Here is a 26,017-nt window from a genome sequence, read left to right as displayed (position 1 = left end):
GCGAAGAGGGTGTCGCGCGCGGGTGAGGCGATCGACGTGCCGGTAGGGGGTGTGTGCAGGCGGGTGATGAGCGTGCCGTCTCCCTCGCCTCGTACGTCCTCGGCCGCCCAAACGGGATGAGGGACGACCGCCGCCACGGCCCCGAAGCCGGCCGGGACCATCGCTGGACCCAGCAGCGCACAGGCGGCACCGGCCGCCACGGCAACGGATCTGAGCAGGCCGTACATGAACGCTCCCTACCTCGGGCGGCGAGCCGGCGGTCCCGGCCCAGTTCCCGCCCGCACCACCTCACCACGCCCGACCACCGATACCCCGCCGACACGTACGCGCGTTCGAGTGAGCCCGCTTGCGGCGCGGTTCGCGCCGCCGACCGCCGGCACCTGCCCGAGGCCGAGATGCAGCGGGCACACCGCCCCGTAGACCCGCGCCTTCCGGCCGAGCGTCCGGGAACGGGGCGCAGGCGGCCGGGTCCCGGGGAAGCAGGGGGTGTTCCGCGGGGCCCGGCCGACGGGAGGCCGGCAGCGCGTTCGTGTCGATTCCAAGGGGGTGACCCCTCCGGGTGGTTTGCTCGGTGCCACCGACATCGAGTTCCACCAGCCTCCGCCTCCAGCAGGCCACCGCCGGCAAGGGCGTCATCCCGTTGGCCTGAAGACGCGCCTGTCATCGGCAAGGGCTATCGTCAGCGGCGCATCGACACCACATCACTGGGGGCCTCATGAGCTGGGACCTGCTTCTTCTGCCCATTCCCGCCGGATACGCCTCGGTCGACGGGGGCGGCGAACGTCTCGACGTCGTTCTGAATCACCGCCCCTTCCCGAGCGACCTCGCCACCCCGCCACTCGGAACTCACGAGCAGGTCAAGGCCGCTCTGCTCAGCCAGCTGCCCAGCATCGAATTCTGGGACACCCGCCCCTGGGGGAGCCTCGCCGGTCCGACCTGGAGCATTGAACTGAACCTCGGGTCAGCGGACCCGGTCGAGTCGATCACGCTTTACGTCCGCGGCAAGGTCGACGACGCCCTCCAGGCCGTGTTCGCGATCGCCGAAGCAGTCGGATGCTGTGTCATCAACATGTGATTTCCTCGCCCCAGAGGACCCGAGTAACTGGCATTCCTTCAGGACTACCGCGATCGCGTCATACGCGACAACTGACCGTCCAGGCGCCAGCGACGCCAGCCCCACCAAGTGACTACTCGTCACACCGGGAGGAATTGTCAAGATCTGTGGATGAGGGCTGGTTCGCTGCCGTTCGGCAAGCGATGGAGCTTGAGTCTCCAGCAGGGGGAGACGCACGAGGTCTCGGTGCCCGAGATCGCGGCCGCGCACGCCGACGCTCCGGAGGTGCAGATCCGCACTCTTCGACTGCGGCGGGCGGTGTTGCGCGCGGTGGCCAAGCGGGGCTCCACCACCGAGGAAATGGATCTCATGCACAAGCTCGCAAAGCTCTCCGATGTCGAACGCCGGCGCCTCATCAGCGACTTCATCGATGACACCTTCGGCGGTCTGGATGCCAACGCCGACTTCGTGGACATGATGCGCTCGGCCATGCCCGAGCTGCCGGACGACCCCGAACCCGATCAGGTATATGCCTGGGTGGAACTTGCCGAGCTCGCCCAGGACCCGGACTTCCGCGCCGCCGTCCGCCGCATGGCGGAGTACCAAGCGGCCGAGCGCGCCCGGGGCGACGCCACCGGGCTGCACCACGACCTCACCGAGACCGTGCGTGACAAGATCGGCCGCGCGCTCGATGCCGGCGTCGCCCCGACCTGTGCCGAGGCCGCACAAATTCTCAACGCCCTGACCGCTCGCTATGCCCAGACCTTCGGCCGCGCCGACGACGCCGACCTGCGCCACTGGCTGCTGACACGCCTGGAGATCGCCGGCGACCCCCGCGCGGAACGCTACTGGCACCTATTGGCCGTCATCAACCGATGGCCCGTTCCACCAAGCCTGGCTCCGGTGTTCGCGTGGTTCGTGGAGGCCCTGCGAGCCCACATCAGGCAGTAGTCCCGCGTCTCGCACCAGGCCGGTCCTCGCGGCGTCCGATTGCTCGGCGTGTTCGCCGTCCTCGGCGTTGTAGATGTCCTGGATCGCCTTCTTCGCGGCCGGCAGGGCGTCGAGGGCAGTGCCTCGGCCATCCCGACCGCCCCTTCCGCTGCCGTTACCCGCTGGTAGCCCCGACCCTAGCCAAGCAGCACCGGCAGTCGCAGTAGTCCGTGGTGCCTCGGGTTCTCCTGCCACACCGGCCGCTCGGCCAGCCGCAGCGCGGGCCAGCGCCGGAACAGTCCGCCGAACGCCACCTCGGCCTGCAGCCGGGCCAGCGGCGCGCCCAGGCAGTGGTGGATGCCGTGGCCGAACGCCAGGTGCCCGGTACCGTCCCGGGTGATATCGAACCGATCCGGGTCCGGGAAGGCGGCCGGGTCGCGGTTGGCGGCCAGCAGACCGAGCTGCACGAACTCCCCCGCCGGGATCCTGGTGCCGGCGATGACCACCGGCTCGGTGGTGTAGCGCAGCGAGGCGATCGCGAACGGGCTCTCGTAGCGCAGCACTTCGTCGATCGCACCGGCCAGCAGGTTCGGGTCGGCGCGCAGTGCGGCGAGCTCCTCCGGGTGGTCGAGCAGGGTGAGCATGCCGTTGGCGATCAGGTTGACGGTGGTCTGGTGGCCGGCCAGCACCAGCAGGAAGCACATCGAGGTGATCTCCGGCCCGGTCAGCCGGTCGTCACCGTCGCGAGCCGCCAACAAGCCGCTGAGCAGGTCGTCGGCCGGGTGGTCGCGCTTGTGGTCCAGCAGCTCCTGGATGTGCCGCAGCATCGACTCGGCGGTCGGCACCGAGACTTCGCCGTCGCCCTCGGCCTCGGCGTTGCCGCGCACCCGCAGGGCGGTGCGGCCGTCCGCCGGTGCGCCGAGCAGGTCGGATATCACCCCGAGGGGCAGCGGCAGTGCGAAGTCCGCGATCAGGTCGGCCTCGGCGCGACCCGCCAGGGCGTCCAGCAGGCGGTCGACCCGGGCCTCGACCAGGGGGCGCAGCGCGGCCACCCGGCGGGCGGTGAAGGCCTGTTGGACCAGCCTGCGCAGCCGGGTGTGGTGGGGAGGGTCGGTGTTGAGCATGTGGCGCATCAGGCCGGCACCGGGGCCCTCGGTGTTGCCGAGCAGCGCGCCGTACCGCTCGGCGGCGCCCTCCTTGCTCAACCGGGGATCGGCCAGCGCGGCGCGGCAGGCGGCGTGGCCGGTGACCAGCCAGCCCTCGATCGGCACCGGCTCGCCGAACCGGACCCGCCGCACGACGCCCTGCTCGCGCCAGCGCCGGTACTCCTGGTGCTGGTGGGCGAAGAACTCCGCGCCGACCGGCACCGGTTCGGCGACGGGTGGCTCAGCGGCGGCTGCGGGCGCAGTCGCCGGGGTGGTCGGCTCGGTGGCAGCCACGGGCGCGGCCGCTGCGGCGGTCGGCTCAGAGGCGGCCACGGTGGCCCCCGACCAGTCGGACCTCCTCCACGCCGAGCAGTCCGACCAGCGGCACCTTGGCCCGCTGCTGCTCCGGGTCGACGGTCAGGCCCTGACGCCGGATCAGGTCGAGCAGCAGCTCGGCCAGCGGCATCACCATGTGGCGGCCCCAGCAGCGTTCGGAGCTGTGGCCGAACGGCAGGTAGCCGGGAGCGGTGTCCGGGTCGAGCGAGTCCCAGCGCTCGGGGCGGAACTTCTCCGGGGCGTCCCACAGCGCCGGGTCGCGGTGCGAGAGCAGCGGCAGGATCAGCACGTCGTCGACCGGCCCGATCCGCTGGTCGATGGCCGGGTACTCCGGGGAGGCGTAGCGCAGGATGTTCCAGGACGGCGGCAGCAGCCGGGCCGACTCGTGGATGAGGTTGCGGTTGGAGACGTCCTCGTCGAACGGCGCACCGAGCCAGAGCGCGTTGGCCACCAGGGTGGAGACGGTGAAGCAGACGGGGGCGGCGGCGCGCCGGTACATCCCCATCGCATAGCGGCGGTCCTGGTAGCCGGCGGCGTCGGTGAAGAGGCTGGCCAGCGCCGTCAGCCGGTCGTCCGGCCGGGGGCGCCGGGGCAGCGCGGCGCCGGCCGCGATGACCGACCAGGTGAGTTTCGGCGTCAATTCCAGATAGCGGCTCATCAGCAGCCGGAGCCGGTACGGATCGTTCCCGAGAATGAGGTCGCGCAGGAAGAAATGGCCGGTGATCGGCCACGGACCACTCAGGTCGACATTCTCCGGAATGGGATTCTTCAGGGCCGCGCGCACGTCGGCGCCGATGGTCCGCATGATCGCGGCGGCCTCGGGGCGGCCTATCGATCGGCCGTGCAGCGGCTTGAAGGTGGGCCGCTCGGTCTCGGTGGCGCGGCGGGCGGCCAGGATGCGGTCCATGGCCTCGGGGCCGGCCACTCCGACGGTGTCGGGCTCCAGGCGGAACACGTCCCGGCCCAGGTGGTCCCGGAGCAGGGCAGCGAGGCGCGGCGCGAACACCGTGGTGCGGGTGCGCGAACTGGCGGTGAGCGGCATGGCGGGTCTCCGGGGCCGGCAGGGCTGACGGGTCGTCGGTCGGAAGGAAGAATGCCGGGCTCGTCCCCGCCCGGGGGCGGGGACGAATTCCTCGGCTTAGTACCAGAAGTACCAGGCCTTCTTCTTGAGGCTTTCCTTACCGCTCAGCGTGTTGCGGATCGCAAACAGAATCTTCATGCGTGTCACCTCCATTAAACGGAATGCCCTGAATTCGGAAATTCAGCGCGCTGGGCGCCAGTAAATCCCCCCTTCGCCGCTGCTGTCAACGGGTTGTTCAGGAAAAAGTCCCGAGGCCCATCCGATGTCCGGTTCGCCCCACCCTCCCGAGAAAGTCTGGAAAAATTTTCTGAATTCGTGAACCGAATTCGGCCGCCGAACCGTTCCGGCCCAGCGCATTCGCTCGTGTCGGGGCCGGGCCGAGCGCGGCGTACAGGCGGGCGATGTGCTCAGCCGGGCGTCCTCGGCGGCCAGGTCGAGCACCGCGCGGGCCAGACGCCGGCCGACGCACCGGATCGCCTTCGTCGTCGTCAAGGCGTCACCCTGGTCAAGGCCGGCTACGGACAGCCGGAGCGGTGCGGCCCAGCCGGAGGTCACCGGCTGGGCCGCGCGCGAGCTCCCCCAACTGCTCGTACCCACCCGCAAGGCCGCCGACGAGCAGGTCGGCGGGCTACCCGACCATGCCGGCGTGAACCCGGACCGCGGCTACGACAGCGACAAGTAACGCCTACTGACGGGCGCCCTTGACTGTGGGCTGCGTCTTCTGGTTGTAGATCTCCTTGCCGTCCGCGTTGTAGGCATGGACATAGGGGGCCGGGGAAAGAGAGTCCCCGTTGTGGCCGGTGGAGATGGCCGCCGTGTAGACGAACGCGCCGCCTGCCATGACGGCCGGGTACTGCGTCGGGTCGTCGCCGTAGCTGATGGTGACCTTGGCGACATCGGGTGTGTAGTGCCCGGCGCCCAGCGAGAGGAACTGCCCGGCACCGGCCGGCGCGCTGAAGCTGTCGAAGTACTCGATCAGGTGACCGGTGCCCCACAGGCGATCGTTGATGAACGTCGGAGGGACGGACATGCTCTCGCCCTTGTGGCCCTTCGACTCGCATTGCACGTACTGGTTGGCGGAGTTGACGGCGATGACCACGCCGTCGGTGTCCGACGAGGCGACGGGAGCGCGGACCGCGATCACCGCGTGGTACTGCGACGCCTCGGAGCCCAGGCAGGAGGCCAGGATCTCGGAGACGGCCCCAGCGACGATCGGGGCTGTCGTCGTGCTGGTGACGGTGAAAGCGGCCGGGGTGGCAGTCGCACGGGCAACGGACGAGCCGCTGCCGGAGACCACCGAGGCTCCGGCCGAGCCGGCGCCGTAGGCCGTGGCGGTGGGCGCTCCGGAGGGCTTGCCGTGGGCCGTGGGGGTGGGCGTGGAGGTGCCGGTTGCGGCGGTGGCCATTCCCCCCGCGGTCGCGATGGCTGCGGCGGTGGCGGTGGCGGCGATGAGCATGATCGGGCGGATACGCATGAATCCGTGTCCTTTCCTGCGGGCGTCCGGTTGATGCCAGCACCCCTGTACGCCTCCCGACGCCCGGCAGGTCGCACCCCGCACACGTGATCCAGGTCATAGGCCGTCGGTGCGACCCTGGGCCAGCGCTCGTGCGTACAGGGCGGGAGGCTCCGCCCAGGAGGCACGGCTCCACCGCCGCGGCCGAGGAGTGCTTCCTTCGCGCATCGCCTGTGCCGCGAGCTGACGGACAGCCCCAGAAGAGAGGCCCTTGATGACGCCACAGGAGTTCGACGCGTTCTACGCGGCGTCCTTCTCCCGCCTGACCGGGCAGCTCTACGCGCTAACCGGCAACTGGTCCGAAGCACAGGACGTGGTCCAGGAGGCCTTCATCCGCGCATGGGACCGAAGGCGCACCTTCGACTCGGACGACGCCCCGGAGGCATGGATCCGGACCACGGCCCGGCGGCTGGCCCACTCCCGCTGGCGGCGTCTCGCCCGGGGCCTGCACTTGGCCGGACGCCACCACCGCCAAGAACCACCCACCGTCGAACCGCCCACCGAGGAGCACCTGATGCTGGTCGCCGCGCTCCGCGACCTGCCCGAGGCACAGCGAGGCGCCCTGGTCCTGCACCACATGTGCGACCTCTCCGTCGAGCAAGTCGCGGCCGAGACCGGCGCCAGCGTCAGCGCCGTTAAGAGCCGCCTCGCCCGCGGCCGGACCGCGCTCGCGGCCAAACTCGCTGACCAAACCCCGACCAGCGAGGAAGGAAAGCTCCGTGTCTGACCCCATCCACGACACCCTCGCCGACCGGCTGCGGCTGCTCGGCACGCAGATGCCCGCACCGACCCTGCCCGCTGCGGAGATCCGCCGACGCGCCGACCAGCGCCGCCACCGCCGGCACGCCCTGGGCGCGACCGCGGCCTGCACCGCAGCAGCCCTGTGCCTGGCTCTCCCGTCCGTGCTGCACTCACCGGGACCACAACACTCACCGGGACCGCAACACGGAGCAGCCACCACAGACGCCTCCTCCGTGTCAGCTTCCCCTCACCCCCCGGCCGCTTTCACCGTCACCAGCACGACGACAGCCCCGATCGACGCTGGGGCCGTCTCCGAGATCCTGGCCTCCTGCCTGGGCTCCGAGGCGTCGCAGTACCACGCGGTGATCGCGGTCCGCGCTCCCGTCGCCTCGTCGGACACCGACGGCGTGGTCATCGCCGTCAACTCCGCCAACCAGTACGTGCAATGCGAGTCGAAGGGCCACAAGGGCAAGAGCATGTCCGCCCCTCCGACGTTCATCAACGATCGCCTGTGGGGCACCGGTCACCTGATCGAGTACTTCGACAGCTTCAGCGCGCCGGCCGGTGCCGGGCAGTTCCTCTCGCTGGGCGCCGGGCACTACACACCCGATGTCGCCAAGGTCACCATCAGCTACGGCGACGACCCGACGCAGTACCCGGCCGTCATGGCAGGCGGCGCGTTCGTCTACACGGCAGCCATCTCCACCGGCCACAACGGGGACTCTCTTTCCCCGGCCCCCTATGTCCATGCCTACAACGCGGACGGCAAGGAGATCTACAACCAGAAGACGCAGCCCACAGTGTGACGATCGCGGCGGACAGGTAGAGGTGGAAGTCCACGACGCGGCTGCGCTTCTCGATGCAGCGCCGCAGCTTGCCGAAGCCGTTCGCCCTCATCATCGGCATCTCGGAGGAAGCCGATCCGGCAGCGGTGACGACCAGTCCGTGGGCCATGTCGGAGTCGGCGTTGATCAGCTGGACAGTGACGTGCGCGCCGGAGGGAACGCTGGTGGCCGGGTCGGTCATGCCGGCCATGCATCGAGCAGACAGTGGGCGGGCGCCTGCGGCGCTTCCCGGTACCCGCCATAGCCAACCCGATCGAGACTCCCGTTCGACCGACACCCCTCACGTTCGAAACGACAACAGCCACCGGCCCCTCCCAGCCGCTCCCCGCTCGTTGCTCTCACCTGCGCATACCCGGGGCGCGGAACACCAACTGCGCCGTACAGTCATGGAAAGCGATCGACCGTACGGTGGTTCGCCGGTTCCACGACGAGTGAGGTCACCCCTTGGCAACTACCTTCAATCTCCACGCGGGCGTCGCATCCTCCATCGCCCAGGTGGAGACGCACCTCGCCGAACTCCAGCAGCGAAAGGCCTCGCTGGAGGCCGAGTTGACGCAGGTCGGCAGCTACATCGACGCAATGAACGCTGCCCTTCACGCCCTGCGGTCGGTTCCCACCGAGTCGCCGCAGGCCCCGGCCGACGACACCACGGTGAGCGCGGCTGCGCCCGAGGAGCCGGTGAAGGCCTCTGGCGAGCCGGGCCCCGCGGCCGAGGAGACCGCGTCGAAGAAGGCGGCCGCGCGGCGGCGGCCCGCTGCCCGCGCAGCTGCCGGTGGTGGCCCGTCGAAGCGTGCCGCGCGCAGCCCCCGCAAGGCCGTCGCGGCCGCCGTCGAGGCTGCCCCTGCCACGAGCGAGCCCACGGCGAAGACGTCGAAGAAGACCACCGCAACGAAGAAGGCCGCGGCGGCGCCCGCGCAGCGGTCGCGCGGCGTCGCCGACGAGGTGCTCGCGGCGCTCGCATCCGCCGGCACGCCGCTGAAGGCAGGAGAGATCACCGCGGCGATCGGCCGGGACGACACCTCGAACAACGTCGCCAACGTCCGGGCCACCCTTGAGCGTCTGGTGAAGGCCGGCCGGGCGCAGCGTTCCGGCCGCGGCCTGTTCGTGGCCCTGACGCAGCGCTGACGTCGCGGTGCTGCCCCGCGCAGGAGCAGCAAGGCACTCCGTGCGGGGCCGGCCGGTCCTCCGGCCGGCCCCGCGCCGCATTCCGGGCGGGAAGCAACGGCTGCGATTCGAAGGCCGTAACCACCCCGGCTGGCACCGCCGCACCACCCTCGCCTCCCTCGCCCAGGCCTTCTGCACGCTGCTGCGGGTCGGCCCAAAAGCATGGGCCGGCTTGTCCCTGTACACAGTCCTCCGCGAACTCCAGACCCTCCTGGCCACTTGTCCGGAACGATGAGCTGTTCCGGGACGTCGCACCGGGCATGTGGACCTACCAGCTGATCGAGGTGTACGACCGGACCTACTACCGGGTGTTCACCGCCGTCGAGGAACAGGTCTGCGGGGACCTCGTCGCCGGCCGCCGGCACCTGGCTGAGGCCGAGATGCAGCGGGCCGCGCGTTCACGCCGCCGCGGGCACACCACCCCGTAGACCCGCGCCTTCCGGCCATGGTTCGGGAACAGGGCGCAGGCGGCCGGGTCCCGGGGAAGAGGGGGTGTTCCACGGGGCCCGGCCGGTGGGAGGCCGACAGCGCCGAGCCGCGGCGCGGCTGCTCCGCTCAGCGGCCCGGTGGTGCTGTGGTGGGGCCGCCGTGGCGGGAATGCCAGACCCGCGCGTCAACGGTGGCCAGGGCTTGCGGCGCCCGGCTTGCCGAGGATGGTCAGCTCTTCCTCGGTCAGGCGGAGGGTGCCGGCGGCAATGTTCTCGGCGAGGTGGGCGGGGTTGGTGGTGCCGGGGATGGCCAGCATGTGCGGACCCCGGTGGAGGGTCCAGGCGAGCCGTACCTGGGCGGGCGTCGCGCCGTGGGCGCGGGCGACCGCGTGGACGCGCGCGTCCCGCTCCTGAGCCGCAGCCGCCTCCCGCCGCAATCCGGAGATGGCGAAGTACGGGACGAAGGCGATGCCCTGATCCCGGCACAGGTCCACCATTCCGCTCTCGTCGGCGCGGCGCCAGTCCAGGCCGTAGGAGTTCTGCACGCAGACCACGGGCGCGATCGCCCGGGCCTCAGCCACGTGCTCCGGCCGGACGTTGGAGAGCCCGAGGTGCCGGACCAGACCCGCTTCGCGCAGCTCGGCGAGGGCTCCGAAGTGCTCGGCGATCGAGGTCATCCCGGAGCCGTTGCGGCGTAGGTTCACCACGTCCAGATGATCCCGGCCGAGCTGGCGCAGGTTCTCCTCGACCTGGCCTCGCAGCTGGTCGGGGCGGGCCATGGTGAACCACTCGCCGGAGGGGTTGCGCCCCGGGCCGACCTTGGTCACGACGACCACGTCGCCACGCCAGGACGCCAGGGCCCGGTTGATGAGCTCGTTCGCGGACCGCAGCGGCGAGAAGTAGAAGGCGGCCGTGTCGATGTGGTTGACACCATGTTCGAACGCGCTGTGCAGCAGTCGGACGGCGGTGTCTCGGTCGATCGGCGTGTCGTCGGAGTTGCCCATCATGCCGTTGCCGGTCAGTCGCATCGCGCCGTAGCCGACGCGGTTCACCTCCAGGTCCCCGAGTTTCCAGGTCCCTGCTGCCGCCGCTGTGCTCACCGTGCTCCTCCACCCGTCGGTTCGTCAGGTTCTGGAGTATGGGGCGGTCGGGTGGTTCTGCGACAGGTCAACAGGCTGGACGAAACGTCACATCCACATCGGGAACGAACCGTCACTGCCCAACCGTTGGACCTGCCGAGAGACGTTCGGACAGGACGTTGTACGGGCGCAGTTCCGCGTTCGCGGCGCGGGCCTCCTCCAGGCGCTCGAGCGCGGCGGCCTCCTCCTCCTTCTTCTGCTGCTCCTGGTGCTTCTCGTGGCAGGGGTGGCAGCGGCCGCCGGGGCTGCGGGTCCACTGCTCGCGGCCGTACACCCGGCCAAGCTGGTGATCTTCCAAGAGCGGCTCCTGCCTCGGGATCGGGAAAGTGTTGCCGAGAAGTGGCAGGACCTGCGTGTCGGCGCACGAGCTCAACATGCTGTCTGCAGGTCGACGGCACCGGTGCGGAAGACCGGCCAGCAGACTTCTGTCCGCCATAGTGCGCTGTCCGAGGTGTGGCGCTGGCCGACCAGGTAGTACTCACGGATCGGGCCGGCCACGGCGAGCACGTGGCGCGCGACGTAGGCGGCCAGCGTGCCGTAGGCGCGGTCGACCTCGAAGGGCGGCCCGCAGTGCTCGAGCACGGCGATCTCCACCGCCGGGACCAGCAGCGGTGTGACCCGGCCGACCGGCCGGACGGGGCCGTCGCAGGGCACGAAGACGGTGGCCTGCCCGCGGTGCAGGGTGAACAGCTCGTCCGCGTACACGCCACCGGCATGACCGGTCTCCCCCAGCCCCTGGCCCGCCACGGTCGCGAACAGCTCGCCGAGGGCGCCCTGGAACCACGTTCCGGCGTCCTGCGCGTCGACGGTCGCTGTGATCGCCGCGGCCTGGACGGCGCCGACGCTGCGCAGCTCGATCGCGGGCGAGTCCGCGGTGGCTGGTGGAGACAGGAGGTCGCGCAGTGCCGCCACCGCGCGCTGGGTGCGGCCCAGCTCCTCCTCCAGTCGGTGCAGGTGCGCGTTGATGTGCCGGTTGCGGGTGGGGATGTCGGAGGTGGCCAGGACGGTCCGGATCTCCTCCAGGGGCATTCCGAGGTCACGGAAGCGGCGCACGACCTGGGCGGTGGGGATCTGTTCGGCCGAGTAGCGCCGGTAGCCGGTCTGCGGATCGACGCCGGCCGGTTCCAGCAGCCCGATCTCGTGGTAGTGGCGCAGGGTTTTGACGGTCATGTGGGTGGCGCGGGAGAAGTCCCCGATCGACAGGTGGCTGATCATCCGTCGATTGTGCGGCCTCCCGTAGGGGGAGAGTTCGGCGGCACTGTTGCCTTGACTCTCCCGCGACGGCCGCCGGGAGCCTGGTGCCCACGGCCGGAACCCGGCCGATCACGCACTGAACAAGGGAGTTGGCCCACCATGTCGCGGACCACCGCAATCGACGTCGACCGGATCGTGCGGCGCTACGTCGCCGTGTGGAGCGAGCCGGACCCGGCCGCACGCGAGCGCGCCGTCGCCGGGCTGTGGGTTCCGGACGGCGTCGAGTTCGTCGAAGGCGCCCAGTTCCGCGGCCGCGCCGGGCTGGTCGACCGGGTCGCGGAGGCGCACGGCCTGTTCGTCGCCACCGGCGACTACCACGTCACGGACGACAACCACGTCACCGTTCACGACGACGTCGTCATGTTCACCATCCAGCTGACGCATGCCAAGGGCCCCCAGGCCGACGAGGTGGCCTTCGCGGCCCGGGTCTTCCTCGTGCTGGACGACGACGGCCGGATCCTGCAGGACTACCACCTGACCGTCCAGCCGTTGCCCGAGGCATAGGACCTGGCCGGGCCGTCCGGTGCGGTCGATCGCTTCGCACAGCGCCCGGCCGGTGTCCACCCTCGGACCCGCCCCGATCACCTCGGCGGCGATAAGGCATCAGCGCGTCGCAACCCCGCTACCTGCGCAGGCGCCAGATCAAGCCCACCATCCCCGAACCGAAGGACCAGCGGGCCGACCGCCGGCGGCGTGGCAGCAGGGGCGGGAGGCCCGCCGGCTTCGACAAGGAGGTGTACAAGCGGCGCAACGAAGTCGAACGCTGCTTCAACCGGCTCAAGCAATGGCGCAGCCTGGCCCCCAGGTACAACAAGACCCGTGAGTCCTACCAGGCCGCCGCCACCGTCGCCTCGATCCTGCTCTGGATCTGACCTTTGAAGACGATCTCCAGCGCGGCCGAGGAGATCAGCTCGGTGGCCTGGTTGCCGGTGGTGTCGCCGAGGCGCCAGTATCCGGTGGGCTCGAACCGCAGATCAGCGGCTCGAGTGACCTACGAGGTCAAACAAAAAGCTCAGCCCGGTGCGGGAGCAGCTGCGGAACCGGGGTCGACTTCCCCGTCGCGTCCTTCGTGCCCCCCGAGTCCTGCGAGCGCTCCAGGTCCTTCGAGTTGGTGGATCAGGGTCTTGAGCTACTCATCGAGGACGAGCGAGTCGCCCGAAGCCCCGCGTCGGGGCGGGCCACCTCAAGACCGCGCCAGGCCCGGCGTTCCACCACATCGGAACCGCCACAGGGCCTGGATCGGCGGCAATCACCGCTTCCCACGGACGCTCGCTCACCCCAGGGGTGAGCTGAACCCGCGCGCAAGCACCCGCCGTAGTCCGCAGTAGGGCGGTGGCGGCAGGCTGCCCAAACATGCGGAGAGCTGATGTCCCTGAACCCGAATCGCCGTGAGCTCCTGAAGCTGGGTGCCGGCTTGGGTGGCGGCGCCCTCGCCGCCACCCTCGGCCTCACCGCAACAGCCACAGCAGCCGCAGCCGCCTCGTGGAACAGCGCCAACTGGACGGCCGGACTACCCAATGGCTTCAAGAGGAGTGATCACACATGATCGGCAATGGGAAGCGGCTAGCGGCTGCGGCTCTCGCCCTAGGACGCGTATTCGGTCGTGATCAATGGGTTCGGGTGAGGTCCTTGATCCAGATCATTGCGCCGCGAAGGTGAAGGCCGGCGAGGTAGCTTTCCAGGCTCTTGTCATACCGGGTCGCGATACCTCGCCAGGCCTTCAGCTTGTTGATAAGGCGCTCGACGGTGTTCCGCTCCTTGTAGAGCTCGGCGTCGTGGCTGACAGGCCGGCCGCCCTGGCTGCCCTTCTCCTTCCGGTTGGCGGCCTGGTCTTTCTTCTCCGGGATGACCGCCTTGATGCGGCGTTTGCGCAGGTGGGCACGGTTGCCGCGGGACGAGTAGGCCTTGTCCCCGGCGACCGCGTCGGGCCGGGTGCGAGGACGGCCGACCGGCACCCGGACCCGGACCTTCTTCAGCACGGGGATGAACTGCGGGCTGTCCGCGGCCTGGCCCTCAGTCAGGATGAACACCAGCGGGCGGCACTTGCGCTCACCGGCAACGTGGATCTTGCTGGTCTGCCCACCCCTGGAGCGCCCGAGCAGGGCTTCCTTCAGCCGGAGCTTGCGCCGGCGCCGGATGCGTCGCCGTTCTTCCCGTTTCGGGTCACCTGAGGCGTCCTGCCCGTCTTGTTCCTCCGGGCCTCCCCCTTCTGCCGGGCCTTCTCCGCCTCCTCGGCAGCCTTCTCCAGGGCGGCCATGGTGTCGGAGTCGAGGTGCATCCCGGCGGCGTCGTGGTGAGCGCGCACGGTGGTGGAGTCCACGCTGACCAGGGACAAGTCCACCTCGCCGCGCTTCGCGGCTTCCGCGATCACGCCCTCCATCAGGGCTTCGAAGACACCGGCGTCCCTCCACTGCCGGAACCGATTGGAAACGGTTGACCACGCACCGAACTCCTTCGGCATCTCCCGCCACTGCCCGCCCGTCCGGAATCGCCAGATCACGCCCTCGAACTGCTGCCGCAGCCGCTCCGGGTACGGGCCGTACTCGCCGATCGGCAAGTACGGCGCGATCAACACCCACTCCGCATCTGTCAGTTGCGCTCGCGTCACACACCACGGTCTACCGGATCAGGACCCGCCTCGAAGGTGAATCACACAGATTGATCACGACCGAATACGTGCCCTAAGGCCATACCTCCCCCTCAGTCACGTGCGTCCCACGTCCATATGTGCCAGTGGCGGCGACGCTGCCCCGACAGTACCTGGCGCGGGCCTTCGGCATGCCTGTCTTCACGCGGTCAGCTGGCCGGTCCCGGCGGTCGTCGGCGCGGACGCGGTGCGCGGCCAGGCGGGCGCGGTCAGCCGGCCGGATCACCGTGTGCTCACAAGTCCACCCGGTAGGCGTCCCAGAACACGCCTGACAAGACGTCCTACGAGAGCACTCACAAGACGCGGCCGGTCAGCTGCGCGCCGGGGCGGTGTCGACCTCGATCAGGCCCTGCTCCAGGGCCAGGCGGACAAGCAGCGCGGCCAGGGTCTTCGTGCGGGTGGCCACCGGGGTCTGCGGGTCGCTGGGCTGGGAGAACGAACAAGGCCGGGCCGACGCACACTGTGCGCCGACCCGGCCTTCGTGGTAGCGGGGACAGGATTTGAACCTGCGACCTCTGGGTTATGAGCCCAGCGAGCTACCGAGCTGCTCCACCCCGCGTCGGTGCACCCGACTCTACGCCATCACGGCGAGAAGGAGAAATCCATTGATCCGGGTGGCAGGAGCCTGATCCTCATTGCCGATCAGGCCCCTGCCACCACCGAACCGACTACGAGTACGAGGGGACGTACGCCTGGCAGTAGTTCTGGTAGTAGTCCTGCCAGGCCCAGCTCAGGAGGACGGTGCCGGTGGCAGGACCGACCACACCGTCCACGCTCAGCGGAGTGACGTTCGGCTGCGAGTTGTAAGCCGCCTGCAGCCACTCGACCATGTTGTACGTGGCCGGCCCGAAGGAGCCGTCCTCGGCGATCGTTCCCGGAGCGGGCGGCCCCGGGTGTGAGTGAGCGTTGGCAATGGAGTTGAGCATCTGCTGGACGCACCAGACGGGCGTCCCGGAGGTGACGTTGCCGTACCCGATGTACGCCGCGTTGGGGTTCGCGCCGGCGGTGCCCGCCCCGACGACGATCGCCATACCGGCCGCAGCCACCACCAAAGCCGACTTGGCCTTCTTGCCCAGCATCCAATGCTCCGTTCATGAGCCAGATGATCAACGTGTACGGCGCGCACGGTGACACGCCGAGCCTCGGACAGTGCGGGAAACCGGAGAGATCGCCGGCGCGAGGTGCGCCGCTCTGCCCCTGCTCAATCACCGCCAGCTGGTTTCCCGTCACCTTGTGCTCCCACAACCCCGCAGCCGTCCGCCCGAACGCCCCATCAGCTCCGTCCATGTCCCCCGTTCCACCCCCCGCCCCGCGTCCAGCACCAGCACCTCGTCGAGGTCAGCGCCAGCCAGCAGGGCGAGCCAGTGGGTGATCAGCAGGGTGGCACGGTTGGCAGTGGCGGCGAGCAGGTCTGCGGTGAGGCCGGCTGGTTGCGGTTCGCGGGGTGCGACGGGGATCGCAGTGGCCCGCTGGAGGACGGTGTCGTGGTCCGGGTCGTAGCGCTTGGCCCGGGTCTCGGCGGTGTGGTCGCGCACGCGCTGCCACTCGGCGCAGGTGTCGGCTGCGGTGGCGAAGGCGGTCTCGTCTCCGGCGTCGGCGTGCCGGTCGGCGGTGCGTTCATCGCTGCGGCCGCTTCTGGGCGAGGCGCTGGTCGACGAGCTCGCGCAGCCGCAGGCCGGGGAAGGGCGCGCCAGCGGTTCCGTTCGACACTCCCTGTGGGACGGCGGAGCATGAAAGAAAGAGAGAGTACACGGCGTGCCCGCGCAGACGCCGTGCGGCCGATGCGCGTGCCACCCCGCGGTCGCATGAGGAGGAACGATGATTCGCACCCGCCGTCTCACGATACTCGCCCCACTGCTCCTGTTCTCGCTGGCTCTCGGACCCGCCGCCGTTGCCGCGCAGGGAGCGACTGGACAGGCGCCTGCCCTTGTCCCCGCCAAGGCCAGGTGTCTGCTCACGCAGGACTCGGCCAACTCGAAGCCCAATGATCCGAAGTTCACCCTCGCCGCTTCCGGTTTCAAGTCCGACACGGTGTCGTTCTCCGGAGGCAACGGAGGCGGCGGAGCGAAGCTCAGCAACGGATCCTTCTCCTTCAACAACCTCGGGCCCGGCCATTACACCGTTTCAGGCAACAAGGACGGCACCGTGAACTGCGGCAGCACGCCGAAGCCGCAGAGTGAGCAGAAGGGTGCCAACGACCAGTACAAGAAGGGATTCTCGGACGGATTCGCAGCGATCAAGAGCAGCTGCACCGCGAAGCCGCCGCAGAGCCTCACCGCGGTGGACCCGAACTACCAGAAGGGCTTCACCGACGGAGCGGCCCTGGCGGCCAAGAAGTTCTGCGGCCAGTAGGGCTGGTCCCCGGACGGCCACGGGCCGGGCGCCGTGGCGGCGGCCGTCGTCCCGCTGCGTGACGCTCTGGATGTCGATGGCGGCCGTGCTGAACCTCGGCCCTCTCGTGAACAGAGCCAACCGGTAGAGGGCTTCGGCGCCCTCCAGCCCTCGGTCTCTTCTCGCATCGCCGCCATCCCGGCCCGCTGGCTGCGTCCACAAGATGAGCGGCTGGAACAGCCTGCCCCACAGCCTCACAGCCCCACCCCACAGGCAGCGCTGCACACCACACAGCCCGCCCCGCCGGTAGGCGGCGCTGTACGGAAGCGGCATGCGGCACTGCGGGGGCCCGGCCGGCGATGCCGTTGTCCTGTGACAGGCGATCTTGACCTCCCGGCACCGGGGCGGAACGCACTGTCGGAGCCCGACCGTCAGGACAGCGGACCCGCCAACAGCCGGGCGGCCAGGTCGTGCAGTTCGGCCACCAGCTCCTTCGTCAGCCCGCCGCAGTGCTCCTGTTGGTCTTCCGCGCGGTACAGCCATCCGCGGACCGGCCACAGCGGCGAGCCAGGGTCGTCGGCGGGGCACAGCTCAAAGCCGATCCGCTCGGCCGCCACCAACGGATCGAGGCGGCCGTCCAGCAGGTCCCGCAGGCAGTAGCAGGCCAGCGCCCGGTCACGGCCCTCAACGGTGGTAGGCAGCCGCAGCACCGGCCAGAGTTCCTGCTCCATTTCGGCCAGCAGCCGGCGAGCTTCCAACACCTCCCCGTCGGACAGCACACCGAGCTCCCGCAGGGCTCAAATTGCCAGGGAAGTGGTGTACGGGTTCCACCTGATCCGGAGGTTTCGTCCCGGTAGCGGGTGTCGCCTGAGAACGTAAGACGGCCACCGGCTGATTCTTCGAGAACGACCAAGCTCTTGAAGGAGATCCGCACGATGACCGCACCGGACAGTCTGCCCTTCGCCGCCCTGCTGGAGGAGAACCTGGCCTCGGCGAGTCCTGACTTGTTGCACGCGCTGGTGAAGGCCTTCGCCGAGGCGATGATGTCCGCCGACGTCGACCGGGCCTGCGGCGGCGAGTACGGCCGCGCGCTCGGCCGGATCGGGCACGGCGCAGGCCGCGTGCGACCTCCACCTCCTTGGCGGCGACGCAGCGGCCGGCGGTGGTCGCGCCTCGCCTTCTCTTCCTTCTGTTCCGGGGTGAGCCGCTTCGCGCCGGGGCGGTCGCGCTTGCCGGCCGGCTTCCAGGACCAGGGCGACCGGCGGCAGGCTCTCCCGTCCGGTCGGCGGTAGATGGTGGGCCACAACCGCAGGGCGTGGGTGCGGGCACCGGAGCGGCACAGGCCCGCCTCGAAGGCGGCCATGGCGGTGCCCGGCCCGGTACGAGGCCAGCTTCTCCACCAGGGTACCGACGCTGCTGCGGGGCCCCGGATGAGTCGGCCTCCGACGCCCTACGGACTCACGGGTGGGCAGGCTTTGGCCTTGTGCTGTCAGTTGGGCTTGCTGTTGGTGTCCTGGGGTGCGGCGGCGAGGGTGAAGGCGAGCAGGGCGGTGGCGGTGAAGTCGTCGGCGGATTCGACGGTCTGCCAGGCGCCGACGTGGTCCATGAAGCCGCCGCCGCGGCCGTCGAAGGCGGCGAAGGGGTTGCCCTGGTTGGTCGGGCAGGTGCGCATGGTGGGGAAGGAGTTGAGGTCCTTGAGCTTTTCTGCCGCGTTGGGGCCGTTGACGACGCCGCCGAGGAGGATGTCGCCGTCCCCGTTGAGGTCGCCGGCGAGGTTGGCGGCCTGGTGTTCGGGGCAGTGCGGGAAGGTGGTTCCGGCGCCGATGACGAAGGAGGAGCCCCACGCGTTGGCGCCCAGAACCCAGTTGCGCTGCTGGGTGGCGAACGCGTCGTAGCGGGAGTCCCCGGTGACCTGGTGGTAGAGCTGGGCGGTGGCGGCGAGGCCGAAGGTGTGGGGCACGGAGTCGAAGTCGGTGTAGACGGCGCCGGCCCTGAAGGGGTCGCGGGCCGCGCGGGCGCTGCCGTCGTCGAGCTGGCGCTTGAGGTCGGCGGCGAGCTGCTCGCGTGTCACTTCGGTGCGGGTCGAGCCGTCGTCGAGCAGGTGGGCGAGGTCGGCGTGGGCGAGGGCGCTGACGTCGCCGAGCCCGAGGGTGCCGAGGCTGTCCGAGGTGATGTACTGCTTGGCCCAGTGTCCGGCCTGCCTGGTCCAGTCGGTCGTGCGCTTGTCGCCCAGGGCCTTGGCGGCGAGGGCGAGCTCGGCGGCGCCGAATTCCATGTCGTCCTGCCAGGACGCCTCGGGGTAGAAGCCATGGGGGAAGGCGGTGACCAGCTGGTCGCCGGGGGTGGTGTCGGCGAGGGCGTAGATGTGTGCGGCCTTCTCGAGTTCCTCGTGGGCCCGTTCGGGGTTCTCGGCGGCGTCGAGCTGGGCGGCCAGGGCGAAGGTGGCGGCGACGCGTCCGGCGAGGTTGGGGCTGATCGGCTTGCCGGGCGGTGCCGCTCGGAAGACCGGCCGGTGCTTGATCAGGTAGTCGGGGTCGCCGGGCTTCACGTCGAGGGCGTCGTCGGCCTCCGGCAGGCGCCACACGTCGTGGTCGGACCTGATCTTGCCACTGCCGTCGGCGGTGTCGCCCTTGCCGAGTCCGACCTGGACGTAGAGGGTGCGCGACTTGTCGTCCCACATCTTGTCGAGCCAGTCCAGTCCGTGCCGTGCCTCGGCGGCCAGCTCCTGCCCGCCGACGGGTGTGGTGCGGTGCGCGAGCAGGAGACTCGCGGTGGAGTAGGAGGCGGTGTGGGTGAACTTGAGGAAGTCGCCGGCGTCGTTCCAGCCGCCCGAGACGTCGATCGGGCCCGCGACGCGCTTGAGGGGCGCGGTCAGCACCGTCTCGTCGTCGGCGTAGGCGGGGGTGTCATAGACCGTGGCCCGGCGGTCCGCCAGGTGGGAGGGCTTGCGGCGCAGTTCTGTGGGGACCACGTCGGCGCCGTCGCGCTGGGCCTGGAAGAAGCGGACGTTGTCCTGGATGAGCTTGCCGAGGAGGTCGGCCGCCGCGGCGATGCGGAACGTCGGGGAGACGGCGGTGACGGGCCCGGACACCTCGATCCGGTAGTCGCCGGGTTCGGTCAGAGGGGACAGGTCCAGGGTGTGGACGGCCTTGTACTTGCTGTTCCAGCCTCCGGTGGAGGAGCCGACCTTGCCCTTCAGGATCTCCTTCCCGGAGGCGTCGAGGACCCGGAAGGACGCCTTGGACGCGGAGACGGAGGTCATGAGGTAGGCCTGCTTGGCCTCGCCGGGCGTGTAGCCGACCTGGTCGACGCGCACCACCGCCCGCGGAGCACCCGCAGCAAGGGAGTCCGCGCCCTGAGCGGACTGGACACAGTAGACCGCGACAACGGTGGCTGCCAGGCCGGCAGCGGTCATGCCGATGACACGCTTACGCATACGGATCTTTGCCATGCCCGCAGACTGTCAGCGGGTCCATGAGGCGATCATGAGGTAGGCGCGGCACCTCCCGACGCCGCCTGCACGAGTTCCTTCGCCGCTGCGGGCATAACGCCCCAATCACGACTACCCCGGCGTTCATGTTCTTTTCGACCCGGTAGGCTCGCCCGCCATGCGTGTACTTGTCCTCGAGGACGACCCCGAACTCGGCCCCGTGATCACCCGCGGTCTACGTGAGGTGGGCTTCGCCGTCGACTTCGCCACCTCTCTCGCCGACGCCGACTTCAAGCTCGCGGTCAACACCTACGACTGCCTGGTCGCCGACCGCACTCTGCCCGACGGGGACGCGCTCACGCTCCTGTCCGCCCAGCGCAACGCCGGTTCCACCCTGCCGGTCCTGCTGCTCACCGCTCTCGACGCGGTCAGCGACCGCGTAGCCGGGTTCGAGCACGGCGCCGACGACTACCTCGTCAAGCCCTTCGCCTTCGCCGAACTCAACGCGCGCGTCCGCACGCTGTGCCGCCGCGGTCAGCCCGCACGACTGCCCGAACTGCGCGTCGGCACCCTGGAGCTCGACCTGCCACGCCGCAGAGTGCGGCGCGACGGCGTACTGCTCACCCTCACCGCCAAGGAGTTCGCGGTCCTGGAGGTCCTGATGCTGCGCGCCGGCGATGTGGTCACCCGCACCGAACTCATCGAACGCTGCTGGGACGAGCAGACCGAACCACTCTCCAACGTCGTCGACGTCCTCATCGGCCAGCTGCGCCGCAAATTGGGCCCACCCGAGCTCATCTCGACCGTACGCGGCGTCGGCTACCGGCTCGCAGACCCTGCCACGGACCTGTGACGCCGCCCAGTCCCGCAGTCGCACGCCTGCACCGAGCCCGGTGGGCGACGACCCTGCTCTTCGCCGCCACCACCGCCCTGTGCCTGCTGGTCCTGGCGGTCCTGGCAGTGCGCACCGACGCCCAGTCCCGTACGAACGATCTCGACAACAGCATCAGTCGCCGGGCCGACGGCCTCGCCCGCACCCTCTACTACGACGCGGGCGTCCTGCACCTCGACGCCTTGGCGGAGGACGACCTCGCCCTGAGCGCGGAACGGCTCGCCGTCATTCAGGCGTCCGCGCCCGGCCGGCCCCAGATCCGTCACGCGCCTACCGCGCGCGCCGCTCTTCCCGACCAGGCCGGACTGGACGAGATCTGGAAGCAGGTCGAGCACGACCAGGAGACCGTCTTCGTCGCCCTGGAGGCCGGCGGCCGGGAGATCCAGTGGGCCGCCGCCCCCGTCTGGGACGGCGACCGGATCGGCGCCGCCGTGCTGGTCGGAGCCGACCCCGCCGAGAGCCAGGCCGCCCACGACCGCCTCGTCCACTGGCTCACCCTGGGCTGCGCGGCCCTGGTACTGGCCGCCGCCGGTCTCGGGCACCTCCTGTCCGGACGGGCCATGCGGCCCGCGCTGCGCGGACTCGACCAGCAGGAACAGTTCCTCGCCGAGGCCGCGCACGAACTGCGCACCCCGCTGGCCACCCTGCGCCTGGTGGTCGAAAGCGGCAGCGCCTCCCCCACCCGGGCGCCCGTAGCCCTCGACGAAGCGCTCCGCCTCGTCGACCGCCTGGGCCGGCTGGTCACCGGGCTGCTGGCCCGGGCCCGCGTCGAGGCCGGCACCCGGGAAGTCGAGCTCACCCTGCTGCGACTCGACCAGCTGGTCGAACAGACCATCGAGGAACTGCCGGACACCACCGGCGTCACCGTCACCACCGAAGCCGCCATCGTCAACGGCGACCCCGAACTGCTCGCCCAAGCGGTCCGCAACCTCGTGGAGAACGCCCTGCGGCACGGCGGCGGCACCCCGGTCGACGTGAGTGTCACCGCCGACCGCGTCACCGTACGGGACCACGGCCCCGGCGTACCGGCCAAGGACCGCAACCGGGTCTTCGAACGCCGCGTCACCGGAACCGCGAGCACCGGCACCGGCACCGGCCTCGCCATCGTCCGCTGGGTGGCCGAACTCCACGGCGGCACCGCCCGACTCTCCCCCGCCCCCGGCGGCGGCCTGCTCGCAGAACTCCTCCTACCCCCGCACACCACCGGCTGACACGGCGCCGGGGCAGCGCAGGGGTTCGCCGCTGGCGGCGTCGGCGACGATGCTGCCGCTGTCGATCAGGGCGGCAGGGCAACCACCACACACCACCGCAGCACACGCAGTTCACCAACATGTACGCGGAACTGGGCGACGCCGACAGCCGGACGGACCGCTACCTGACCGGATTCCGCTTCCGGCTCGACAGCCCGGCCGATCTCGCCGCCGAACTCGCGGCATACGGCCTCGTGGTCAAGGGAGAAGCCGTTGGCGGTGAGTATCGGCGGGGCCGGAGCGTAGTCTCGGCGATGCACGTGCATCTGGTCTTCGTGACGAAGTACCGGCGAGGAGTTCTGGACGACGAAATGCTGACGGCCTGCGAGGCGACCATGCGGAAGGTCTGCCAGGACTTCGACGCGGAGTTGAAGGAGTTCAACGGCGAGCAGGACCACGTGCACCTGCTGATCGACTACCCTCCGAAGGTTTCGGTGTCCGGCCCGGTGAACAGCCTCAAGGGCGTATCCGCGCGCATCCTGCGGCGCGACTTCACCGGCCGCGTGAACCGGGCCATCATGCACGGCCACTTCTGGTCCCCGTCCTACTTCGCCGCGTCCTGCGGCGGAGGCCGCTGTCAATCATCAAGCAGTACATCGAGCAGCAACAGCGGCCGGCGTGACAAGCCGTGGCCCGAGATCGACTCGCTCCACACCTCGGGCCGTACGGGCTATCCCGGCCCTGAAGGAGTAGGGTCGGGGACTGGCGCGGTGGCGATGCTCCGTTTCCAGTCCCCGCCGCTTCAATCCGTGCATGCGGTTCTCCCGCACACGGCTTTCCGACATCGTTCACCGGCTGGCATGCGCCCTTACCCAGTGCACGTTCCCGCTGAGGCGGAAGACCCCGAGCCGCGTCAGCCACTCCCCGTTGTAGCGGGTGGCCCAGTTGCGGCCCTTCAGGCCGTGTTTACGGCTGGCGAAGATCGCCAACCGCTCGTGGACGTAGCGGTCCATCGCGTTGAACTTCCGACTGGAATGCCCATGACGGAAGTACCCGGTCCAGCCCCGCAGGACGGGGTTGAGATCGGCCACCACGGCGGCCACCGGCCGCTCGGTCCGGGAACGGGAGGTCGCCGCGCGGATCTTGTCCCGCAGCACCCCCAACGCCCGCGCCGAGGGCCAGCGTTGCAAGTAGAACTTGCCCCGCCACTTCCACGACTCCACCTTCCGGTGATGGAAGCCAAGGAACTCGAAGCCCCGTTCGCCTCTGGCGAGGCAGACGATGCCGGACTCTCTTTCCGCAGCGCGGCCATGATGCGGATGCGGCCCGGGGCCGCGCCGAGGTTGCCGGCGACAGTCGCCGTCATTCGATGGGTCCAGCCGCCCGCTACCTGCGCGACCGCGACCTCCAGGAGTGGCTGCTGATCGCCGAGCGAGTGCGGGCGACCGGGCTGGCCGCCTACGACCCGCGGGCCGATCCGGACGCTGTGGAGCATCTACCGCTGATCCGCTTCCGGCAGGCCTGACTGTCCCGTCTCAACGAACCTTGACCTGTCTCACCGAAGTTTGGCCGACTGCCGGCCTGCGATCATGCCTCCGGCCAGAGAAGTTCCATCTCCTCGCCCGACGGGATGAAGGTATCGGCGCTGTCCGCGTCCTCGACATGTCCGTACGCGTCGACTGTGGGGTAGGTACGAGGGCCGTGGCGGTATGCACGGCCCTCGCACCGGGTGTGGGGCGCCCCGTTCCCGCCCTCGTCGTCGGATCTGCACGTGGTGGTGAGCTGTGCGGTCTGCTCTGTCACCTGTACGCGATGCTGAGCTGCATTGTTGGTGGGGAATCGAACCCCTGCGTTGCTCTTCACGCGCCAAGGCCGGATAAACCGCCGGCCGCGGTGTGTGCACGCCTCCGTTGCGACTACCTGCTTCCCACACCCGGCTTGTTGGGTCAGTCCTCGATCAGGTCGATCTCCCAGTTGGTGCGCTGGATCAGCGTGTCCACCTCACGGATCTCCTTGGCCAGAACATCTGCCTGGGCGCGGAGCTCGGCGACCGGCAGGGCGGAGAGAATCCGCAGCTCGGACCGCAACTGCCGTACGGCTCCGCGCTGGTCGCGTCCGGAGGCGGCGTCGGCGGCCGCGGTGGTCACCGAGTGGCGCAGCCGCAATACGTCCCGGCGGGCGAGGGCGTCGGTAAGAGTGCCGCCCCCCTCGATGAGTGTGGTGGAGTTGGTCCGGTTGATCTGGCGGATCAGCCGCTCCAGCTCGTCCAGCACCTCTCCGGCCTGGGCCAGGACCTCCGCCGCGTTCTCGGCCGGTTCCTCGCCCTCCTGGTAGCGGGCACTGCCAACGACGCGCGCCCGCAACTGCTCAACCTGCCGCACCGCAGCCGCGCGCTGCGCGAGCGCTTCAGCCAGTTTCACCGCGTCATCACCTCAACGTGCTACTGATCGTCCGGAAAGTATGCACGTAGTGCCTGACGGCGCGGTCCGCGGGGCGGGCCGGCCGAACCGACCCGGCGGGCGCCGGGCGGGTTCATGGAACGACCTCACGGGTCCAGCTCGATCGGGGCCACGGGCAGCATACGGCCGTGGACCTTGGCCTCCCCACCATGCGCGGTGATCGATGAACCCACGGAGGTGGGCTGCCGCATGACCCTCAACCAAGATCGAGAACAGGTTTAAAGAAGCGTGCCTCAAACGCCCTTCAGAACACGATCAAGTGCCGCCCGGCCTGCAGGTCCCCAGTGCGGCTTGCCGCCGGGAAGGCCCCGATCTCCGTTCTGCCCCATGAGCATCAGGAAGAGGCCTTTCATCGCGGCCAGCCCGCGGGCGCGCCGAATCGCCCCCTCGTCTGCATGCACGTACATGTCGAAGAACCGTGAGGCCATGCCCGCAGGTAGCAGCACCCATGCGGCGGCGAGGTCCCACGCCGGATCGCCGGCGAACATGGCACCGAAGTCGACGATGCCCGAGAGCGTTCCGTCCGAGACGACGACGTTCGCGGGATGGAGGTCGCCATGCACCCACACCGGCGGGCCCTCCCACGCGTCGGCCGCAACCGCGTCGTCCCAAACGGCCCGGACGTCAGCAGCGATGTCGTCGGGGACAACGGCCTGGAAGAAGTCCTCGAAGCCGTCCGTGCAGTTCCTGGGATGGGCGCCGAAGTCCGTAGAGATCGGCGCCTCAGCGGGCGCCTCCACATGGAGCGCCCGGAGGAAGCCCGCCAGCGTGTCGGCCGCGTGGGCACCGCGGCTGATCGAGCCATGGTCCAGCGGCTCGCCGGGAACCCACGTCATCACGGTCCAGTGCTTGGGAAAACGCTCGGACGGGTCACCGAACCGCACCGGGAGCGGCACCGGGAGCGGCAAGCGCGGGGCCAGCACCGGTAGCCACCGCCGCTCCTTCAGCTGGAGCTCCGGAGTGGGGTCCATGCGCTGCATGCGCACAGCCAACTCATCCCCGAGACGCCACATTTGGTTGCCCCAGCCGCCCGCCACCTCCCGGATGGCCAGCCCCGCAAGGTCTGGATGTTGCTCCTGCAGCAGGTCGCGAACCAGGTCTGCGGTGATCTCGATCTCGGTGTCGGCCATGCGAAGTCACAGTACTGGGCCGACAGGCGGAACGGCTCTCGCTCTCCGGAACACTCGCTGTGATTCCTCTGGCATCACCAATCCGGTTACAGAGAGCTGCAGATCAGAGGCTCTGGGACGCCCAGCCTCCAAGGTCAGAGATGCCTGCCTGACCTGCCCCGTCTTCCTCACCGGACCGGAGTTCCTGCCCGAGCTCCGCGAACAGCGCACCCGTGTCAACGACTCCTGAAAATTGACCCCGTGCGGCTCCTTGGGTTCTAAGGCGGATTCGCATGATCGTCGCAACGATGCTGGTCTCATGCTGTCAG

The 26,017-nt window shown here is 69.8% G+C and carries 28 protein-coding genes, 1 tRNA gene and 4 pseudogenes; 15 read left to right on the top strand and 18 right to left on the bottom strand.

The genetic code is table 11. The features are described 5' to 3' along the window. On the bottom strand, positions 1–227 hold a 227-nt coding region (locus ACIRYZ_RS43185), incomplete at its 3' end, for a hypothetical protein (protein WP_402954139.1). Positions 228–715: 488 nt separating this feature from the next. Here ACIRYZ_RS43185 and ACIRYZ_RS43180 point away from each other — a divergent pair. Further along, on the top strand, positions 716–1,075 hold the full coding sequence (locus ACIRYZ_RS43180; protein ID WP_402954138.1) for a hypothetical protein: 360 nt from the start codon (positions 716–718) through the stop codon (positions 1,073–1,075). 150 nt (positions 1,076–1,225) lie between these two features. Next, entirely contained in the window at positions 1,226–2,005 is a 780-nt protein-coding gene (locus ACIRYZ_RS43175; protein ID WP_402954137.1) for a MerR family transcriptional regulator, read from the top strand. A 176-nt stretch (positions 2,006–2,181) separates the two neighbouring features. Here ACIRYZ_RS43175 and ACIRYZ_RS43170 read toward each other — a convergent pair whose 3' ends face one another. From ACIRYZ_RS43170 to ACIRYZ_RS43160, 3 genes are all read right to left on the bottom strand, one after another. After that, a complete protein-coding gene (locus ACIRYZ_RS43170) occupies positions 2,182–3,462 on the bottom strand; it encodes a cytochrome P450 (RefSeq protein WP_402954136.1) in 1,281 nt (426 codons plus the stop codon). Further along, complete coding sequence (locus tag ACIRYZ_RS43165) at positions 3,449–4,507, bottom strand: cytochrome P450 (RefSeq protein ID WP_402954135.1); 1,059 nt, start codon at positions 4,505–4,507, stop codon at positions 3,449–3,451. The genes ACIRYZ_RS43170 and ACIRYZ_RS43165 overlap by 14 nt, the downstream gene beginning before the upstream one ends. A gap of 96 nt (positions 4,508–4,603) precedes the next feature. Next, positions 4,604–4,684, bottom strand: a complete 81-nt coding sequence (locus tag ACIRYZ_RS43160; RefSeq protein ID WP_402954140.1) for a tryptorubin family RiPP precursor — start codon at positions 4,682–4,684, stop codon at positions 4,604–4,606. A gap of 265 nt (positions 4,685–4,949) precedes the next feature. On the opposite strand from ACIRYZ_RS43160, the gene ACIRYZ_RS43155 reads away from it, so the two are divergent. Beyond that, a complete protein-coding gene (locus ACIRYZ_RS43155; protein WP_402954134.1) occupies positions 4,950–5,228 on the top strand; it encodes a hypothetical protein in 279 nt (92 codons plus the stop codon). A gap of 3 nt (positions 5,229–5,231) precedes the next feature. On the opposite strand, the gene ACIRYZ_RS43150 is transcribed toward ACIRYZ_RS43155, so the two are convergent. Continuing rightward, positions 5,232–6,020, bottom strand: a complete 789-nt coding sequence (locus ACIRYZ_RS43150; RefSeq protein ID WP_402954133.1) for a hypothetical protein — start codon at positions 6,018–6,020, stop codon at positions 5,232–5,234. A 253-nt stretch (positions 6,021–6,273) separates the two neighbouring features. Between ACIRYZ_RS43150 and ACIRYZ_RS43145 the strand changes: the two genes are divergently transcribed. Next, complete coding sequence (locus ACIRYZ_RS43145) at positions 6,274–6,786, top strand: SigE family RNA polymerase sigma factor (protein ID WP_402954132.1); 513 nt, start codon at positions 6,274–6,276, stop codon at positions 6,784–6,786. Then, the gene (locus tag ACIRYZ_RS43140) at positions 6,779–7,606 is read left to right on the top strand and encodes a hypothetical protein (protein ID WP_402954131.1); all 828 of its coding nucleotides are present in this window, start codon (positions 6,779–6,781) and stop codon (positions 7,604–7,606) included. Before ACIRYZ_RS43145 ends, ACIRYZ_RS43140 begins: the two co-directional genes overlap by 8 nt. On the opposite strand, the pseudogene ACIRYZ_RS43135 reads toward ACIRYZ_RS43140, so the two are convergent. Further along, positions 7,599–7,688: pseudogene (locus tag ACIRYZ_RS43135) on the bottom strand (IS5/IS1182 family transposase); the annotation flags it as partial. The gene ACIRYZ_RS43140 and the pseudogene ACIRYZ_RS43135 sit on opposite strands and share 8 nt — an antisense overlap. Before the next feature lie 401 nt (positions 7,689–8,089). Between ACIRYZ_RS43135 and ACIRYZ_RS43130 the strand changes: the two are divergent. Both ACIRYZ_RS43130 and ACIRYZ_RS43125 read left to right on the top strand, forming a co-directional pair. Continuing rightward, entirely contained in the window at positions 8,090–8,770 is a 681-nt protein-coding gene (locus ACIRYZ_RS43130) for a hypothetical protein (RefSeq protein WP_402954130.1), read from the top strand. Positions 8,771–9,069: 299 nt separating this feature from the next. Continuing rightward, the gene (locus tag ACIRYZ_RS43125) at positions 9,070–9,237 is read left to right on the top strand and encodes a hypothetical protein (RefSeq protein ID WP_402954129.1); all 168 of its coding nucleotides are present in this window, start codon (positions 9,070–9,072) and stop codon (positions 9,235–9,237) included. 185 nt (positions 9,238–9,422) lie between these two features. On the opposite strand, the gene ACIRYZ_RS43120 is transcribed toward ACIRYZ_RS43125, so the two are convergent. The 3 genes from ACIRYZ_RS43120 to ACIRYZ_RS43110 form a co-directional block, all read right to left on the bottom strand. Beyond that, entirely contained in the window at positions 9,423–10,337 is a 915-nt protein-coding gene (locus tag ACIRYZ_RS43120; protein WP_402954128.1) for an oxidoreductase, read from the bottom strand. Positions 10,338–10,449: 112 nt separating this feature from the next. Further along, positions 10,450–10,674 (bottom strand): hypothetical protein, encoded by a 225-nt coding sequence (locus ACIRYZ_RS43115; protein ID WP_402954127.1) that lies wholly within the window; start codon positions 10,672–10,674, stop codon positions 10,450–10,452. Positions 10,675–10,745: 71 nt separating this feature from the next. Beyond that, the gene (locus tag ACIRYZ_RS43110) at positions 10,746–11,591 is read right to left on the bottom strand and encodes a MerR family transcriptional regulator (protein WP_402954126.1); all 846 of its coding nucleotides are present in this window, start codon (positions 11,589–11,591) and stop codon (positions 10,746–10,748) included. A 138-nt stretch (positions 11,592–11,729) separates the two neighbouring features. Here ACIRYZ_RS43110 and ACIRYZ_RS43105 point away from each other — a divergent pair, with 138 nt between their 5' ends. Together ACIRYZ_RS43105 and ACIRYZ_RS43100 are read left to right on the top strand one after the other, a co-directional pair. Beyond that, the gene (locus ACIRYZ_RS43105; protein ID WP_402954125.1) at positions 11,730–12,134 is read left to right on the top strand and encodes a nuclear transport factor 2 family protein; all 405 of its coding nucleotides are present in this window, start codon (positions 11,730–11,732) and stop codon (positions 12,132–12,134) included. Positions 12,135–12,176: 42 nt separating this feature from the next. Continuing rightward, a pseudogene (locus ACIRYZ_RS43100) lies at positions 12,177–12,502 on the top strand (transposase); the annotation flags it as partial. A 735-nt stretch (positions 12,503–13,237) separates the two neighbouring features. On the opposite strand, the pseudogene ACIRYZ_RS43095 reads toward ACIRYZ_RS43100, so the two are convergent. The 4 genes and pseudogenes from ACIRYZ_RS43095 to ACIRYZ_RS43080 form a co-directional block, all read right to left on the bottom strand. After that, positions 13,238–14,238, bottom strand: a pseudogene (locus tag ACIRYZ_RS43095) (IS5 family transposase). Between the two features lie 521 nt (positions 14,239–14,759). Beyond that, a tRNA-Met gene (locus ACIRYZ_RS43090) sits at positions 14,760–14,836 on the bottom strand. 109 nt (positions 14,837–14,945) lie between these two features. Beyond that, entirely contained in the window at positions 14,946–15,356 is a 411-nt protein-coding gene (locus ACIRYZ_RS43085) for a peptidoglycan-binding protein (protein WP_402954124.1), read from the bottom strand. A gap of 147 nt (positions 15,357–15,503) precedes the next feature. After that, a complete protein-coding gene (locus ACIRYZ_RS43080; RefSeq protein ID WP_402954123.1) occupies positions 15,504–15,812 on the bottom strand; it encodes a hypothetical protein in 309 nt (102 codons plus the stop codon). Between the two features lie 283 nt (positions 15,813–16,095). Here ACIRYZ_RS43080 and ACIRYZ_RS43075 point away from each other — a divergent pair, with 283 nt between their 5' ends. Beyond that, on the top strand, positions 16,096–16,629 hold the full coding sequence (locus ACIRYZ_RS43075; RefSeq protein ID WP_402954122.1) for a hypothetical protein: 534 nt from the start codon (positions 16,096–16,098) through the stop codon (positions 16,627–16,629). A 410-nt stretch (positions 16,630–17,039) separates the two neighbouring features. Here ACIRYZ_RS43075 and ACIRYZ_RS43070 read toward each other — a convergent pair whose 3' ends face one another. Then, entirely contained in the window at positions 17,040–17,387 is a 348-nt protein-coding gene (locus ACIRYZ_RS43070) for a hypothetical protein (protein ID WP_402954121.1), read from the bottom strand. 156 nt (positions 17,388–17,543) lie between these two features. On the opposite strand from ACIRYZ_RS43070, the gene ACIRYZ_RS43065 reads away from it, so the two are divergent. After that, entirely contained in the window at positions 17,544–17,900 is a 357-nt protein-coding gene (locus ACIRYZ_RS43065; RefSeq protein WP_402954120.1) for a hypothetical protein, read from the top strand. A gap of 197 nt (positions 17,901–18,097) precedes the next feature. Here ACIRYZ_RS43065 and ACIRYZ_RS43060 read toward each other — a convergent pair whose 3' ends face one another. After that, positions 18,098–20,059 (bottom strand): glycoside hydrolase family 9 protein, encoded by a 1,962-nt coding sequence (locus ACIRYZ_RS43060; RefSeq protein ID WP_402954119.1) that lies wholly within the window; start codon positions 20,057–20,059, stop codon positions 18,098–18,100. Positions 20,060–20,216: 157 nt separating this feature from the next. On the opposite strand from ACIRYZ_RS43060, the gene ACIRYZ_RS43055 reads away from it, so the two are divergent. The 3 genes and pseudogenes from ACIRYZ_RS43055 (at position 20,217) to tnpA (ending at position 22,802) form a co-directional block, all read left to right on the top strand. Then, positions 20,217–20,891 carry a winged helix-turn-helix domain-containing protein gene (locus tag ACIRYZ_RS43055; RefSeq protein WP_402954118.1) on the top strand — a complete coding sequence of 225 codons (675 nt, stop codon included), beginning with the start codon at positions 20,217–20,219 and terminating at the stop codon, positions 20,889–20,891. Next, positions 20,888–22,141 carry a sensor histidine kinase gene (locus ACIRYZ_RS43050; protein ID WP_402954117.1) on the top strand — a complete coding sequence of 418 codons (1,254 nt, stop codon included), beginning with the start codon at positions 20,888–20,890 and terminating at the stop codon, positions 22,139–22,141. The genes ACIRYZ_RS43055 and ACIRYZ_RS43050 overlap by 4 nt, the downstream gene beginning before the upstream one ends. Before the next feature lie 293 nt (positions 22,142–22,434). After that, positions 22,435–22,802: pseudogene (gene tnpA / locus ACIRYZ_RS43045) on the top strand (IS200/IS605 family transposase). 166 nt (positions 22,803–22,968) lie between these two features. On the opposite strand, the gene ACIRYZ_RS43040 reads toward tnpA, so the two are convergent. Then, positions 22,969–23,343: a group II intron maturase-specific domain-containing protein gene (locus tag ACIRYZ_RS43040; protein ID WP_402954116.1), complete on the bottom strand. Its 375-nt coding sequence runs from the start codon at positions 23,341–23,343 to the stop codon at positions 22,969–22,971. A 146-nt stretch (positions 23,344–23,489) separates the two neighbouring features. On the opposite strand from ACIRYZ_RS43040, the gene ACIRYZ_RS43035 reads away from it, so the two are divergent. Next, positions 23,490–23,645 (top strand): hypothetical protein, encoded by a 156-nt coding sequence (locus ACIRYZ_RS43035; protein WP_402954115.1) that lies wholly within the window; start codon positions 23,490–23,492, stop codon positions 23,643–23,645. Between the two features lie 421 nt (positions 23,646–24,066). Here the strand turns inward: ACIRYZ_RS43035 and ACIRYZ_RS43030 are convergent, their stop codons facing one another. After that, entirely contained in the window at positions 24,067–24,540 is a 474-nt protein-coding gene (locus ACIRYZ_RS43030; RefSeq protein ID WP_402954114.1) for a DIP1984 family protein, read from the bottom strand. 272 nt (positions 24,541–24,812) lie between these two features. Further along, positions 24,813–25,709 carry a phosphotransferase gene (locus ACIRYZ_RS43025; RefSeq protein WP_402954113.1) on the bottom strand — a complete coding sequence of 299 codons (897 nt, stop codon included), beginning with the start codon at positions 25,707–25,709 and terminating at the stop codon, positions 24,813–24,815. Between the last annotated feature and the right edge of the window lie 308 nt (positions 25,710–26,017).

Origin of the sequence: Kitasatospora sp. NPDC101155, from assembly GCF_044768305.1 — a bacterium.
Classification (GTDB): Bacteria; Actinomycetota; Actinomycetes; order Streptomycetales; family Streptomycetaceae; genus Kitasatospora.
Note: the sequence above shows the minus strand (reverse complement) of the source record. Positions and strands in the feature narration are given on the sequence as shown.